Below are 14,558 nucleotides of genomic sequence, written 5' to 3'. Positions count from 1 at the left end.
TGGCGACGCTCATCGCCGAGTGATGCTGCGCACGCTCCAGGCGGTGAGGATTCCGAGGCCGACAAGGGCTACCGCTCCACCGATCAGCTCTGCGGTTGCGGGCACGGGACCTCCGAAGTGCGACGACAGGCGGGGTCTGCCATCTAGGCACGGATCGGGCGTAAGCTGCGGAATCCGCAGTTCCATACGTCATCTTTTTCACCCGTGAGGCAGATCCAGCACTGCGGCTGGAGACCTGCCAGGTGGAAGGCCTACGATCCTCTCTCGTGTCCAAACTGACCGACGTGCCCAAACGGATCCTGATCGGGCGCGCACTGCGCAGTGACCGGCTGGGCGAAACGCTCCTGCCGAAGCGCATCGCCCTCCCCGTCTTCGCCTCCGACCCGCTGTCCTCCGTCGCGTACGCGCCGGGAGAGGTCCTGCTGGTCCTGTCCATCGCGGGCGTGTCGGCGTACCACTTCAGCCCCTGGATCGCGGTCGCGGTCGTGGTGCTGATGTTCACGGTGGTCGCCTCCTACCGGCAGAACGTGCACGCCTACCCGAGCGGCGGCGGCGACTACGAGGTCGCCACCACCAACCTCGGCGCCAAGGCCGGCCTCACCGTCGCCAGCGCCCTGCTCGTCGACTACGTCCTGACCGTCGCCGTCTCCATCGCCTCCGGCATCGAGAACCTCGGCTCCGCGGTCCCCTTCGTCGTCGAGCACAAGGTCCTCTGCGCGGTCACCGTGATCGTGCTGCTCACACTGATGAACCTGCGCGGCGTGAAGGAGTCCGGCAAGCTCTTCGCGATTCCGACGTACGTGTTCGTCGGCGGCGTCTTCATCATGATCGCGTGGGGCGCGTTCCGGGGCCTGGTCCTCGGGGACACGATGCGCGCCCCGACCGCGGGCTACCACATCAAGGCCGAACACCAGGGCCTGGCCGGCTTCGCCCTGGTCTTCCTCCTGCTGCGCGCCTTCTCCTCCGGCTGTGCCGCGCTCACCGGTGTCGAGGCCATCTCCAACGGCGTGCCGGCCTTCCGCAAGCCGAAGTCCAAGAACGCGGCGACCACGCTGGCCATGATGGGCCTGCTCGCGGTCACCATGTTCTGCGGCATCATCGCGCTCGCCGCCGTCACCAAGGTCCGCATGGCCGAGAACCCGGCCAGCGACCTGCTCCACAACGGCGTCCCGATCGGCTCCGGCTACGTCCAGAACCCGGTGATCTCCCAGGTCGCCGAGGCCGTCTTCGGCAAGGGCAGCTTCCTGTTCGTGCTGCTCGCCGCCGCCACCGCCCTGGTCCTCTTCCTGGCCGCCAACACCGCGTACAACGGCTTCCCCCTCCTCGGCTCGATCCTCGCCCAGGACCGGTACCTGCCCCGCCAGCTGCACACCCGCGGCGACCGCCTCGCCTTCTCCAACGGCATCGTGCTCCTGGCCGGCGCCGCCGCCCTGCTGGTGGTCATCTACGGCGCCGACTCGACCCGGCTGATCCAGCTCTACATCGTCGGCGTGTTCGTGTCCTTCACGCTCAGCCAGACCGGCATGGTCCGGCACTGGAACCGCCACCTGGCGGTGGAGAAGGACCCGGCCAAGCGCAGCCACATGATCCGCTCCCGCGCGATCAACGCCTTCGGCGCCTTCTTCACCGGCCTGGTGCTGGTCGTCGTCCTGGTCACGAAGTTCACCCACGGCGCCTGGGTGGCGCTGCTCGGCATGTGCATCTTCTACGCCACGATGACCGCGATCCGTAAGCACTACGACCGCGTCTCCGAGGAGATCTCGGCCCCCGAGGAACCGGACGACGACCTCGTCCGCCCCTCCCGCGTCCACTCGGTCGTGCTGATCTCCAAGATCCACCGCCCCACCCTGCGCGCCCTGGCCTACGCCAAGCTGATGCGCTCGGACACCCTGGAGGCGCTCACCGTCAACGTCGACCCGGCCGAGACGAAGGCGCTGCGCGAGGAGTGGGAACGGCGCGGGATAGACGTGCCGCTGAAGGTCCTCGACTCGCCCTACCGCGAGATCACCCGCCCGATCATCGAGTACGTCAAGAGCCTGCGCGCCCAGTCGCCGCGGGACGCGGTCTCCGTGATCATCCCCGAGTACGTCGTCGGCCGCTGGTACGAGCACATCCTGCACAACCAGAGCGCGCTGCGGCTGAAGGGCCGCCTGCTCTTCACCCCCGGCGTGATGGTGACCTCCGTGCCCTACCAGCTGGCCTCCTCCGAGGCGGCCAAGATCCGTGCCCGCAAGCGGCAGGACTGGAACGCGCCGGGTGCGGTACGACGTGGTCCGGCGGAGGCGAGGCCGAAGGAGCCCAGCAGCAGCTGAGCGGGACGGGACGGGGTGCGGACCACGTAGACTGGTGGGCTGTCGTCGGCCCCCGCCCGGGCCGTTCCCCTCCCCTCTCTCTGGAGTCACCCCACTCATGCAGGCAGAACCGAAGAAATCGCTGGTGGGGACGGAGTACGAGGTCGAGGTCGGCCCGGTCGCGCACGGTGGGCACTGCATCGCCCGCACCGCCGAGGGCCAGGTCCTGTTCGTCCGGCACGCGCTGCCCGGCGAGCGGGTCGTGGCCCGGGTGACCGAGGGCGAGGAGGGGGCCCGCTTCCTGCGTGCCGACGCGGTCGACATCCTCGACGCGTCCAAGGACCGGGTCGAGGCCCCCTGCCCCTACGCCGGCCCCGGCCGCTGCGGCGGCTGCGACTGGCAGCACGCCAAGCCGGGTGTCCAGCGCCGGCTCAAGGGCGAGGTGATCGCCGAACAGCTGCGGCGGCTCGCGGGCCTCACGCCCGAGGAGGCCGGCTGGGACGGCACGGTGATGCCCGCCGAGGGCGACAAGCTGCCGGCCGGCGAGGTGCCGCAGTGGCGCACGCGCGTGCAGTACGCGGTCGACGCCGACGGCAACGCCGGACTGCGCCGGCACCGTTCGCACGAGGTGGAGCCGATCGAGCACTGCATGATCGCGGCGCCGGGCATCAGCGAGCTGGGCATCGAGGAGCGCGACTGGTCGGGCATGGTCTCGGTCGACGCGATCGCCGCGACGGGCTCCCAGGACCGCATGGTCATCCTGGAACCGCGCCCCGGCGCCCGCCTCCCCCTCGTCGAACTCGACCGGCCCGTCTCGGTCATGCGCGTCGACGAGCACGACGGCGGCATCCACCGCGTCCACGGCCGCGCCTTCGTCCGCGAGCGCGCCGACGGCCGCACCCACCGCGTCGGCAGCGGCGGCTTCTGGCAGGTCCACCCGAAGGCGGCGGACACCCTGGTCACGGCGGTCATGCAGGGCCTTCTCCCGCGCAAGGGCGAGATGGCCCTGGACCTCTACTGCGGCGTCGGCCTCTTCGCCGGCGCCCTCGCCGACCGCCTCGGCGAGAAGGGCGCGGTCCTCGGCATCGAGTCCGGCAAGCGCGCGGTGGAGGACGCCCGGCACAACCTCGCCGACTTCCCCCGGGTCCGTATCGAACAGGGCAAGGTCGAGTCGGTCCTCCCGCGCACCGGCATCACCGAGGTCGACCTCATCGTCCTCGACCCGCCCCGCGCGGGCGCCGGCCGCAAGACGGTCGAACACCTCACCTCCCTCACCGCCCGCCGCATCGCCTACGTCGCCTGCGACCCGGCCGCCCTCGCCCGCGACCTGGCGTACTTCCGGGACGGGGGATACCGGGTGCGGACACTGCGGGCGTTCGATCTGTTTCCGATGACCCACCACGTGGAGTGTGTCGCGATCCTTGAACCGGCCGGAAAGACCGTCTGACCTGCGGGTTCGGGTGGTGTGCGCTATGTGCGGTGTGGGCGTTACGGGCGATATCTTGACGCTGAAATGACGCTCTCCGAGGTATCTTGACGCTCATTTGACGCTCGTTCTGATGGGGTGTCAGGAGTGCCGCGTCGCTGGTCAGTTAGGGAGCACTCGCGGCCGGCTGGTGGGTGGTACCGGTTGGAGCGCGGTCGGCCCGACCGGCGCATTGCGCGACCACTGAGTTTGCTCTCAGCTTGGGAAGCGACGGTGCTCGGGGAGCCGGATGGCCTCTGACCTCGGCATACGTGCTTTGGTGTGATGCCCTGGAGCACAGGATCGCACCGTTGTTGACCGTGGTTTACCGGTCTTATGGGCACGCTATGGGCACGCCGTCGGTTCCGAGACGTCGAGAGCCCTTCGAGGTGGTCGGCGGGCGGACGAGCACGGAGCATCGGCGCCGATCCTTGCCGCCGTGACTCAGATGCGGTAGGCGCCCGCCGGTACGCCGTGGGCGACACCGTACGGAGTCAGGGCGATGACGCCGGTGCCGCGTGACGGTGTGTCGGCAGTGACGTCGAGTGGGCTTGCGGCGCCCAGGGCGCGGGCGATGTCCGGGGCGAGGTCGTGAGCGGTCCACCGCCACTCGTCCTCGTCGTCCTCGCTCTCCTGCGCGGGGTCCCAGTCGGGGTGCAGACCCAGTTCCGTGCGGCGTGCTCGTTCGTACGGCAGCGGCTCGCCGAGCGTCAGCAACTCGTCCTCCGCCTCGCCGGTTTCGCCGTAACGCCGGATCACCGTGCCGTGCTCGGCAACAAGCCAGGCGGAGCCGTCGCCTTGGCCGCCGTAGTAGTACGCCTGGGCCCGGCCGTAACGGGCACTGAGTTCGGTACACAGCCGCAGCACGTCCTCACGGCGCTCCTGACCGTGCGGGTCGCACCAGGCGCCGAGGACGAGGGTCCAGCCATCGAGTTCCGGGGTGACGAAGACCCGTTCGTAGCCGGTGTGTTCGTCCGTGTCGCAGCCGTGGCCGTCTGCGTCGACGATGTCGTTGCCGAGCGCGAAGGTCACGGGCCGTGCGGCGGTCAGGCCGAGGACGCGCATGATCCCGGCCTGGTCTCCGCTGGGGACGGCCATCCAGTGGTTCCAGCAGGCCCACAGCGGTTCGGGGCGATCGTCCTGGAGCTTGATGCAGATGAGTCGCTCGATCGCGGCCATGTCGGCACGCGACAGCGCCGGTTCGCCACCGAGTTCTGCGAGTACGGTCAACGCCCGCGCCCGCTGCCGGCCCGGCCCCCGCTCCCGGACGTGCCGGAGCAGCGGAAGCACGTGCTCGCCTGTTCGGATCAGAGTGTCCTGAGCCTGCCGCGCGACCTGTTGGTCCGGGTCGCCGAGCAGCGGCAGCAGGACGGCGGCCGACTGGCCGGCCTCGCCGCAGTGCTCGATCCCCCGGACGGCCTGACGGCGCACGAGCGGCGCGGGGTGGGCGAGGGCTGCGGTGTAACGGTCGAGAACGGCCACGCCGAGCTGGGAGAACGCGAAGCCGACTCGCTTGCGGGACTCCTCGGTGGACGCGGAGACGAGCCCCTGGAGCAGACCGTCGAACCCTGGCTCCCCGATCCGCCCGAGTACGGCGGTGATCGGCCGCCAGTCCACCGGGGACTCCGCGTCCATCACCTCCCGCACCAACTGCTCCACCCCGTCGGCGCCGAACGTGACCAACGCGTCTGCTGCTGCCTCGTACCGGTCTGACCTGCCGAGGTCGCGTATCAGGTCGGCATTCACCACGTGCCCCTCCAGCAAGGTCGACCCGGCTTCCGAGCGTCATGATTCCGCAGGGGTCTGACATCGGCTGAACGGTCCCGCTACTCGTACGTGCCCCGGGCAGACCGCTCGTCCAGGAATGCCGCTCCGTGATGCGGTCGTGGTGTGCCACCTACCGGACTGGACAACGAACAAGGCCCAGGTCTCGGACCTGGACCTCAATTCTGGAGCGGGTAACGAGAATCGAACTCGCGCTCTGAGCTTGGGAAGCTGCGGGCATTTGGGGGCGGTTCGGGTGCCGACCTGGGCGAACGGCCATGGGGCAGCCTCGTCGGGTTCGGCCGCTTTCACCGTGGTTCCCCTCTCTTCCCCGCTCGATCTGGTGCGCTTGTGGTGCGGTCACCCTCACATGAGTGGGCAGTCAACAGACCAGCAAGCGGGACAGCCTGAGTAGGCTTGATCGCGAACCGTAGCCTTCGCCCCCCGACTGGACGCTGGAGCGACAGTGGCCAACCCCTTTGCGCCGCCGCCAGAGATCCCCAGTCAACCGTTATGGTCGCCTTTTGACGAATACCTCTGGCACTCGTGCGACATCCTCGCCGATATCCTCGAAGGGCAAGTGGCCCGCCGGCCGGTGGTAGCCACGACCGCGCGCCTGCAACATGGTGACCGTGCACTTGCTGTAGGGCCGGGGCAACGCCTGACCTGGAGGACCCTCGGTAGCGGGAGCTACACGCACACCAACGTCGCTGCCTTCGGTAGCCCCGGGTTTGTGATCGGCTCGTTGGTGGGCTCTGCAGTCGGCAACTCCGCTCGCCGTCGTCAGGCAGCGCGTGACGCCCAGCCACGCTGGGTAGTGGACGGGCCCGGCGAAGTTACCCTCACCCTACAGAAACTCCATTTTGCGCATGCGGCAGAACTCGACCTCGATTGGGGGGCGTTGAGTTCAATCGATCTTGTAGCTTCTGACGTTTTCCAGACCAGCTTCGTCAACACTCGGGGTTCCCAAGCGACCGTTCGAGTGCAGACGCCCTGGGCTTCGCTCGCGTTCGCTCTTGCTGCGATCACTGCATTTCCGGCCCATCCGCGTTTGCTCACCCGCGGTTGGCTTCCCCCAGAATTCGAACAACGGTGCGCGGGAGTAGGCCGTCCCTGCCGTCCAGCCGCGCAGCTCGCACTGCGGGCAAGCGGCAACTAGCGGGATCAGCGCCAGCGCTCCCCCTGGTGCCACCGTTCTCTGCTCGACACAGAACAGGCAGCGAGAGCCGCCCTGCAGAGCCATGAGCTTGGGAAGCTAGGGGCGTTCGCGAGAGGTTGCCGAGCCGACCTGTGGCGACGCCGTATCGGAGCCTGAATCGCCGCCGGCCTGCCCCCCCGCTGTTCCCGTGGTTCCCCGCACGATCCGGCACGGGTCTGGCACGGCCGCTCCGTCGAGCAGCACGGCGAGTTCCCTTAGGTCGTTCGCGACCATGACTTGAGCGAGGCGTCCGGCGATGGCCACGACCTCTGGCCAAGCAGATGCCTGGAGATACTCCGCGTTGGTGTCGTTGGGCGCCTCGGCCGCCGCGGCGTTAAGCGCGGTACCGAGCTCTCTCATCAGGACGACCTCTTCGTCACTTCGGAGGCTGACGCCGAGGTACCCCTCTGGCTCGTCGGCGTCGCAGAAGTCGTCGAAGAGTGTGTGGAAGACATGGTCCAGGTCTTCGAACGCCGACGGGTCGAGCCACACGTCCCGCTGCCATGGTGGATTGGCCAGGGCCAACACAACGGGTACGACATGGACTCGGTGGTTCGCTATGAGTCGGGCGGCTTCGCTCACGAGTCCGAGCGTAGCGACTGCGACTGGTGGAGGCATCGGCGCTCTTGGAACACCGCTTCAGGAGCGAGGTGGGGCGACTTGTGGTGTGGCCTGCGGATTCCCCGCCTTGAGAGAGTCCGGCGGCATGTGCTTCGGTGTACCCCGATTCCCCGTGACTCCCCGCCCGTTCTGGCATAGATGTGGCACGACCGCTCTTCGTCCTGGAGGGGCCGACCCGTGTTTCTCCGCTGGCTGCCTCCGATGGGGCACGCGGGGCGCGAACCCTATGCGCCTGTCACCGTGGATCGACACCCCATATCTTGATGGGCTCGTACGCCCCATCGCGGAAGTCGAAGACAGTCACTTCGGTGTCGGATATATGACGGAAGTGGCCCCCATAACCGGGCTGCGCGATGTGTGGGGCGAGCAGGTCCAACAGGCCCCGGAGGTAAAGCATGGAGTCGTCGATCCAGTGGTTGCGTGCGAAAAGTTCCCACTCGCATCTCTCCCCGGAACTCGTGAACTCTTGCACCTCTCGACGCAGGGACACGACGTCTCCACCGGGCACCCGGCGGTTGGCGTAGTTGTCGGGGACGAGCAGTGGGTACAGATAATCGTCTTGGTCGTCGAGACCTTCGGGAAACTCGGCGTCCATGCCCAAGTGCCACCGCAAGGCGGCCATGACCCATTCGGGGGTGTCGTCGCGCAAGTAGCAGGAAAAGACGACCTCATAGCGCTCACTCATGGACGGCATTGTGCATGGTAGGACTGACACCGCCACGACGGTCGTGCTTCCGCAGGCCCCTCGATGCGAACTACGGGCACGAAGGTCGCCCAGGTCTCCGGGGCTGGTCAAGTGGCCGTTAACGGCTGGGGATGGTCACCGGAGGTCGGCATGGTTGCTGTACTTCTCTGCTGTACCGCAGAGCGAGTTCAGAGTGACGTCACTCGCCACGCAGAGCCTTAACTTCCGCTCGCGTGAAGCACTCACCGCAACTCAGGCAGGCCCAATCGCCCGTATCGGAGCCAAGGTAATACTCACGGCTCAAGTCCTTGTGTGCGCGTCCTCCCAGCGCTTCCTTATCTGGGCGGTCTCGCTAGCTTGAACCATGCGCACACCCTAGGACGCCCGACGACGGCGAGAGGTCGGCTCCGAGACTTTGGGCTGGAGCTGCCATGGGGCGAGTGATCATGGCCCTGTAAGCTTCCGGCGCGTCGGGCAGTCTGTGGACCTGCCCGTTAAAGCACGACGTTAGGGCCACGATCTTCGAGGCTCGCCCCATGGTGGCTGCCTAAAGTCTCGGAGCCGACCGGCCCCGCAGGCGTCTGCGCGGGAGTTCCCTCATGCCCCAGCCTTCCCCTCGTGGGCGCGCGTTGGCGCAGCCCGCCGGAGCGGGCCGAAGGCAGGAGCGGCGGCGGAGCGGAGCGCAGCCGGGGCTTGAACCAGTAGAGAAAATTGCGTCCCTGTACGGCTGCTCTTACTTCGGCCGCCAAGTATCGCAACGCGCCCATCTGGCACGTCTCGACGGAGCTATCAACGCGAAGTCGGCTCGCGCGGTGACGAAGAGGCCCAAGGCGTAGCGCGCTGAGAGCGAGCGGCCTGTCGTCCCTGTCCGTTCGGCGCGGCTGGCCCGGGACCGCACGGCTGTGGAGCAACTCCCGCAACCCGGGCTTCGCTGAGGCAGGCGCAGAGGTCAAGAAGGTACGGCCGGCCGACCACGGCGACCCGGGTGGAGCGTGTCGTGCCGGGGATGGATGAGACGCCGCGGACGCTCACGGACGGGGGCAGGATCGTCGGTGCCGGGGCATGACGACCGGCGACGGTTCAGTGCTGGGTGCCGGCGGACCAGAGGGTGGTGCCCTGGTAGACCACGCTGACGTCGCCGTCGGTGCCGAAGTACAGATAGGCGCCGTCGTGCCCGGAAGTCACGGAGCTCCAGACACCCCAGGTGTCCTTGTCGTAGACGACGAGGTTGCCGTCGGCCTGCATGATGGCGCGGTATCCGGTACCCGAGGTGCCCGAGGACCAGCGCCGGTGGTGGTCCTCGTCGTAGATGACGAGGTTGCCGTCGGTCTGCATCGTCATGGTCGTCCGGTTGGTCTGCCAGGACTCGCCCGGCATCAGCTGCTGGTCATGCCGCACGGTCAACGTCGTCCATTCGGGCGAGGCCGATGCCGTCCCGCCCGGGTCCGGGGCCGCCGCCTTGCCCGTAGGGGCCGTCGTCTTCGTCGTCTCGGCGCCGCGTCCGGCGGAAGAGGCGCTTGGTGACGGCGGCGCGGCGGTCCGGGTGGGCGAAGACGAAGAAGCCGCCGCGGCAGGTGCCCGGTGCGGGGACGGTGATGTCGAGGCGGCAGAGGTCGCGTACGGCTCTGCGATCGCTGTGCTGCTTGCGCCCGCACGGGGCTTCGTGTCGACGGCGGAGTCCGCTTCGAAGGCCGCGCGGGTGGCCAGCGCCGCGGTCACGAGGACGGCGGTCCCGGCGAGTACGGCCACTGCTCTCCGTGCGCGGGTTCCCTTGCCGGTTGCGACGGTTCGGAACAGGCGGCTGCGGATGGTCGTGGCACCGGCGGCTTCGAGCGCGTCCGCGAACTCGGCGGCGTCGGCCCAGCGTCCCTCCCGCTCCGGTTCGAGAGCGCGGCGCGTCACGCGTCGGACTGCCGTCGGCACCTGGGGGCGCGGCGGCCCGGGCCAGTCGAGTTGTTCCGTCGAGCCCGGCAGGCTCCCGGTCAGCAGCTCGTAGGTGAGTATGCCCAGGCCGTAGACGTCGGCCCGCTCGTCGACATCGACCAGGCGGTCCTCCGGGACCTGCTCCGGAGCCATGTAGCCGGGTGATCCCACGCCCTGCGTCAGTCCCGAGGCGTGCGCCAGGCTCTTGGCCAGGCCGAGATCGGCCACCAGCAGCCGTTCACGGCCGCCCGATGCCGACTGGAGCAGGATGTTGGACGGCTTGATGTCACGGTGCACTATGCCGACCGCGTGCAGGTCGGCCACGCCCCGTGCGGCCTGCACCGCGAACCGCAGCGCCTGGTCGACGGCCAGGGGTCCCTGGGCCAGCCGGTCGGCCAGCGTGCCGCCGTCGGCGTAGGTCATGACGAAGTACGGGCGCCCGTCCGGTAGTTCGCCGATGTCGTACACCTGCACCACGCGGTCCGACGCGGCCTGGCGCAGCAGCCGGGCCTCGTCCAGGAAACGCTCCCGGAGGTCGGGGCGGTGAACCCACTTCTCCGCCATGACCTTCACCGCGACCGGGGCTTCGAGCAGGTCGTCGTAGGCGAGCCAGACCATGCCGAAACCTCCGCAGCCCAGAAGGCGCTGAAGGCGGTGACGTCCGACAGTGACGGGTGTTGACATGAGGGCGGAACTCCAGCGCAGTTGCCGTTCGACATTCGACCGGACCAGGAGGCGGCGGACTCAGCACCTGCCCGCCGCGCCGCTCATGGGCGACATCCGGTACCGGTCACCTCCTCGCACCGCGGAGACGGTGAGGGCACCTCGCCGGGCGCCCTTCCGGCATGCCGGGTCCTGTGACCGCAGATGCCTGTGTGTCAGTGTCGACGCGTGACGCAGCCGCGCACAACGTGCGCGGGACCAGCATGATCTCCGTTCTTTGGGCACCGGCACAACGGCCCTGCCGGTGACGCGATCCCCGGATGCCGTTCAGGTCGGAGGGTTGCAGGGAGTGGCGGGTCCGTACGCTGTGCCGTCGTTCAGCCCACGCCACATCCGGTCCAGGTCTCGGCCTCGTCGTGGAATCAGTCCGGGCCCGGGCCGAGCATGCGGCGCGAGAGCTCGGCGAACTGGAGGAGTTCGGGCATGGTCCGGTGCTTGGAGTAGGCCAGGGCGACCATGCGCGGTGCGACGCCCTCCAGCGTCAGGTAGACGACGTCGTCACGGCGGTAGAAGCCGGCCATGCCGGCCGGCATGACGTAGCACCCGGACCCGAAGGCGACGGTCTGCAGGCATTCCTCGATCGTCGCCGGGAACCGTCCGGTGTCTCCAGGCGGCGCCACCGGGTCGAGCGGGACACGTCCGCGCCATTCCGGTACGTCCTTCGGATCCTGTAGCAAGGTCATGTCCCGCAGGTCCTCGACGTGCACCGCCTTGAGTTCCGCGAGCGGATGATCACTGGGCAGTGCCACCACACGGGGCTCCGGGAAGAGCGGGACAACCTCGAACATGCCCTCGGGCAGGGGCAGTCGGACGTAGCAGACGTCGACCCGCCCGTCGAGCAGGAAGTCGACCTGGTCGGTGATCGAGGTGTGGACGACATCGATGTCGAGTTGCGGCGCCGTCCGGGCGAACTCGCGCACGATGGGGGTGACGATGACACCCGGCATGAAGCCGATGGTGAACTGGTTCACCTCCCGGCTCGCCGTCCGCGCCCGCTGCTGCACCGCCTGCGCCATCGCCAGCATCGGCCGGGCGTCCTCCAGCAACTGGTGCCCCGCCCGCGTCAGGACGGTGCCCTGCCGGTCACGCAGGAAGAGGACCACGCCCAGATCCTCCTCCAGCGCCCGGATCTGACGGCTGAGCGCGGGCTGCGTCATGTAGAGACGGCTCGCCGCGCGCACGAAGCTGCACTCCTCGGCCACGGCCACGAAGTAGCGCACCCGGCGTATGTCGAGATCCATGCGGCTCATCGTAGCCACGCCCATCACGGCATATGCCGAAACGGCTTCAGAATCGAACAGATAGGCATTGGCGCGGTCCCCCTCAGCCGGTCCACCATGGTCGGACCGAGGAGAGAAGCCACAACGTCCGTCGCCGTAAAGGCAGTTGTGTACGGCGCCGGGCCCGCGAGGACAGCCGGCCGCCGTCGCGGACCGGGGGACACGGGGGACACACACCGCCGATCGGGAGCGGCCGCAGGGCGCTGGACCCTTTGCGCGTCAGGCGCGGACGCGGTCGCACAACAGTCTCCTCGCGGGTACGCCCGCGCCTTCGGGTATCGGCCCCCAACCGGCCGACGGGGCGGATGCACCCCACGAAAGGAGTCACCATGGGACCACGCCGGCACCGGGGCAGGGCCACGCCGTCCACCGGACACACCCCGAGCGCTGCGGCATACAACGGCACGGCACGGAGGTCGGCTCTCCGCGTGGTTCGTGCCTGTCCATCATGACCGGCAGATCCAAGGGCGCTGCCGCTGCGACAGCCGCTTTGCGCGACATCCTGGAGCACATCGACGCCGATGCCGTGGTCCAACGTATGGAACCCGTACTTCGCCGCACGCCCGAATACGGGCGCTCGGCGCGCGACTGCGGGGCTTCCGCACTTCGTGCCTCGCTGCGCCGACACGTCAGCTTGCTCCTGGACTGGATGGTGAGGGGCACACCTCCGGACGCGTATGTCCTGTCCGAGGTGTACGAGCAGGCGCGGGAGTGCGCCGACGCCGGACAGCCGTTGAACGGCGCCCTGCTCCTCCATCACCGGGCCGCGGGCGTCTTCTGGGACGCCGTGCTCGGTCTGGCCACCGCGGAGGAACGCGGACATCTGACGGCCTGGACCGATCAGGCGCGGCGTCACCTCGACAGCTACCTCGACATGGTCACCCGAATGCTCACGCAGGCCCACGCGGACCAGGCCGACCTGCCGTCCGCACAGGGCGACCGGCGGGCGCGCACCCTCTTCGACCGCCTCTGCGCCCACCTGCCCATCACGGTGGAGGACCAGGAGCGTGCCGCTCGGCTCGGCTTCGATCTGACGCCTCCGTACGTGCCGTTCGTCGTGCTGCTCGACAAGTCCACCCCTGCCGAGCGCGCCGACCTCGCCGCCCGCCTGCGCACCGCAGGAGCCCTGGCCTTCGTCGAGGATGCCCGCGTCACCGGACTCACCGGGCCCGCGTTCGACTGGTCCGCGTTCACGGGCGACCGACGCCTGCTCCTCGCACAGGGCCTACCGGCCGGGCGGGCCGGCCTTCAGACCGCCGTCGACAACCCGCGTCTGCTGGTCGCTGTCGCATCGCGATCCCATCGGGGTGGACGTGTCCAGGTCGAGGACTTCCTGCCTCAGCTGCTCCTGGCGCGCTCTCCCGAACTCGCCGACGCGGTGGCCCACCGGGGCCTCGGCCCGCTGGCAGGCGGGGACCACGGCGAGCTGATGGCGACCCTCGCCTGCCTGGTCGAGAACCAGTTCGACAGCGCCTCCACCACGGTCGCCCTTCACATACACCGCAACACCCTGCTGTACCGGATCAAGCAGATCGAGAAGCTCACCGGCCTCGACCTGCAGAGGCACAGCGACCGCGCACTGGTGTGGCTCGCGGTCATCTGGACTCAGGTCTCCTCCGGACGGGTCGGATAGCGGCCGTGCGGAAGCACCGGCTGTCGGCTGCGTCCAACGGCGTTGACCCGACCGGCACGTTCAATTCAGAAAGCGAGCAGCGATGAGAAGCCGTCCGACGGAGGCTCCGGCAGAGGTGGTGCCGATGCAGCGTCAGGCCGAATCGGACCGACGCCTTCCGATCGATGCGGCCGCAACCGACTCGCCGCGTGGCAGGCGTCCGCACAATGCGGCCAGACCGGGCCAGCGGCCGCACGCCGACGTCATAAGATGGCTCCCCACGGCCTCGGTATTGGTGGCCGTGGACGCCGCGGACCCGGTGACACACGCCGGGCTGGCGGCCGGGCTGAGCCGTGGACCGAAAGTGGCGCTCACCACGGTGAGGGAGGCGGACGTCGTGGTGGCCGCGATCCAGACAGCCGACAACTCCACGTTGGAAGCGCTTGGCAGTCTGCCCATGCCTCCCCCGGCACGGGTCGTACTCGTGGTCAGCGACGGCTGGTACGCCGACCTGACGGTGGCGGCCCACAGCGGAATACGGGCCGTGCTCTGGCGGGCAGAGGCGCAGCCGCAGTCCCTGATCCGTGCCGTGCTGGCGGTCGCCGCCGGCGAAGCGCTGCTTCCGTCCGCGGTACAGCGCGAACTGCTCGACCAGGCGGACCGCCTCCAGCGCAACGTGCTGATGCCCAAGGGCCTGACACCGTCCGGCCTGAGCACACGGGAGATCGACGTGCTCCGACTGGTCTCACAGGGCCTGGACCTGGCCGAGATAGCCGACACGATGTGCTACTCCGAACGCAACATCAAGAAGATCCTCTACGGAGTCATCAACCGCCTCGGACTGCGCAACCGCGTCCACGCCGTCTCCTACGCCATCCGCAACAAACTCATATGAGTCGGCCTAGTGGAGCCGTGCGCATCGTGAATGGGCAGGTCGCGGGGCCTGGTGCGGGTGACTTGAGTTGGTCGGAGCAGGCGCGGACGCCATCGAGCCGC

At 68.8% G+C, this 14,558-nt stretch carries 9 protein-coding genes; 4 read left to right on the top strand and 5 right to left on the bottom strand.

Going from position 1 to position 14,558, the window contains the following annotated elements:
- The first annotated feature begins 266 nt into the window (after positions 1-266).
- Complete coding sequence (locus ACIPSJ_RS36135) at positions 267-2,312, top strand: APC family permease (RefSeq protein ID WP_401352261.1); 2,046 nt, start codon at positions 267-269, stop codon at positions 2,310-2,312.
- A gap of 97 nt (positions 2,313-2,409) precedes the next feature.
- Positions 2,410-3,738, top strand: a complete 1,329-nt coding sequence (locus tag ACIPSJ_RS36130) for a class I SAM-dependent RNA methyltransferase (RefSeq protein ID WP_401352258.1) — start codon at positions 2,410-2,412, stop codon at positions 3,736-3,738.
- Positions 3,739-4,200: 462 nt separating this feature from the next.
- Here ACIPSJ_RS36130 and ACIPSJ_RS36125 read toward each other — a convergent pair whose 3' ends face one another.
- The 5 genes from ACIPSJ_RS36125 to ACIPSJ_RS36105 form a co-directional block, all read right to left on the bottom strand.
- Positions 4,201-5,505: a HEAT repeat domain-containing protein gene (locus tag ACIPSJ_RS36125; RefSeq protein ID WP_401352256.1), complete on the bottom strand. Its 1,305-nt coding sequence runs from the start codon at positions 5,503-5,505 to the stop codon at positions 4,201-4,203.
- A gap of 1,270 nt (positions 5,506-6,775) precedes the next feature.
- The gene (locus ACIPSJ_RS36120) at positions 6,776-7,300 is read right to left on the bottom strand and encodes a hypothetical protein (RefSeq protein ID WP_401352253.1); all 525 of its coding nucleotides are present in this window, start codon (positions 7,298-7,300) and stop codon (positions 6,776-6,778) included.
- A gap of 274 nt (positions 7,301-7,574) precedes the next feature.
- Entirely contained in the window at positions 7,575-8,024 is a 450-nt protein-coding gene (locus tag ACIPSJ_RS36115; RefSeq protein ID WP_359206642.1) for a hypothetical protein, read from the bottom strand.
- Positions 8,025-9,104: 1,080 nt separating this feature from the next.
- A complete protein-coding gene (locus ACIPSJ_RS36110) occupies positions 9,105-10,631 on the bottom strand; it encodes a protein kinase (RefSeq protein WP_401352250.1) in 1,527 nt (508 codons plus the stop codon).
- Between the two features lie 401 nt (positions 10,632-11,032).
- Positions 11,033-11,911 (bottom strand): LysR family transcriptional regulator, encoded by an 879-nt coding sequence (locus ACIPSJ_RS36105; protein ID WP_401352247.1) that lies wholly within the window; start codon positions 11,909-11,911, stop codon positions 11,033-11,035.
- A 688-nt stretch (positions 11,912-12,599) separates the two neighbouring features.
- Here ACIPSJ_RS36105 and ACIPSJ_RS36100 point away from each other — a divergent pair.
- Both ACIPSJ_RS36100 and ACIPSJ_RS36095 read left to right on the top strand, forming a co-directional pair.
- Positions 12,600-13,583, top strand: a complete 984-nt coding sequence (locus ACIPSJ_RS36100; protein ID WP_401352245.1) for a PucR family transcriptional regulator — start codon at positions 12,600-12,602, stop codon at positions 13,581-13,583.
- Positions 13,584-13,863: 280 nt separating this feature from the next.
- Complete coding sequence (locus ACIPSJ_RS36095; protein WP_401352242.1) at positions 13,864-14,457, top strand: response regulator transcription factor; 594 nt, start codon at positions 13,864-13,866, stop codon at positions 14,455-14,457.
- Positions 14,458-14,558 lie beyond the last annotated feature (101 nt).

Origin of the sequence: Streptomyces sp. NPDC090088 (assembly GCF_044747345.1) — a bacterium.
In the GTDB taxonomy this organism is placed as follows: Bacteria; Actinomycetota; Actinomycetes; order Streptomycetales; family Streptomycetaceae; genus Streptomyces.
Note: the sequence above shows the minus strand (reverse complement) of the source record. Positions and strands in the feature narration are given on the sequence as shown.

Excerpts from the sequence above, each read along its gene's own strand:
- ACIPSJ_RS36130 (WP_401352258.1), top strand. The coding sequence starts at position 2,410 with ATGCAGGCAGAACCGAAGAAATCGCTGGTGGGGACGGAGTACGAGGTC.
- ACIPSJ_RS36110 (WP_401352250.1), bottom strand. The coding sequence starts at position 10,631 with ATGTCAACACCCGTCACTGTCGGACGTCACCGCCTTCAGCGCCTTCTG.
- ACIPSJ_RS36100 (WP_401352245.1), top strand. The coding sequence starts at position 12,600 with ATGGTGAGGGGCACACCTCCGGACGCGTATGTCCTGTCCGAGGTGTAC.
- ACIPSJ_RS36115 (WP_359206642.1), bottom strand. The coding sequence starts at position 8,024 with ATGAGTGAGCGCTATGAGGTCGTCTTTTCCTGCTACTTGCGCGACGAC.
- ACIPSJ_RS36105 (WP_401352247.1), bottom strand. The coding sequence starts at position 11,911 with ATGGATCTCGACATACGCCGGGTGCGCTACTTCGTGGCCGTGGCCGAG.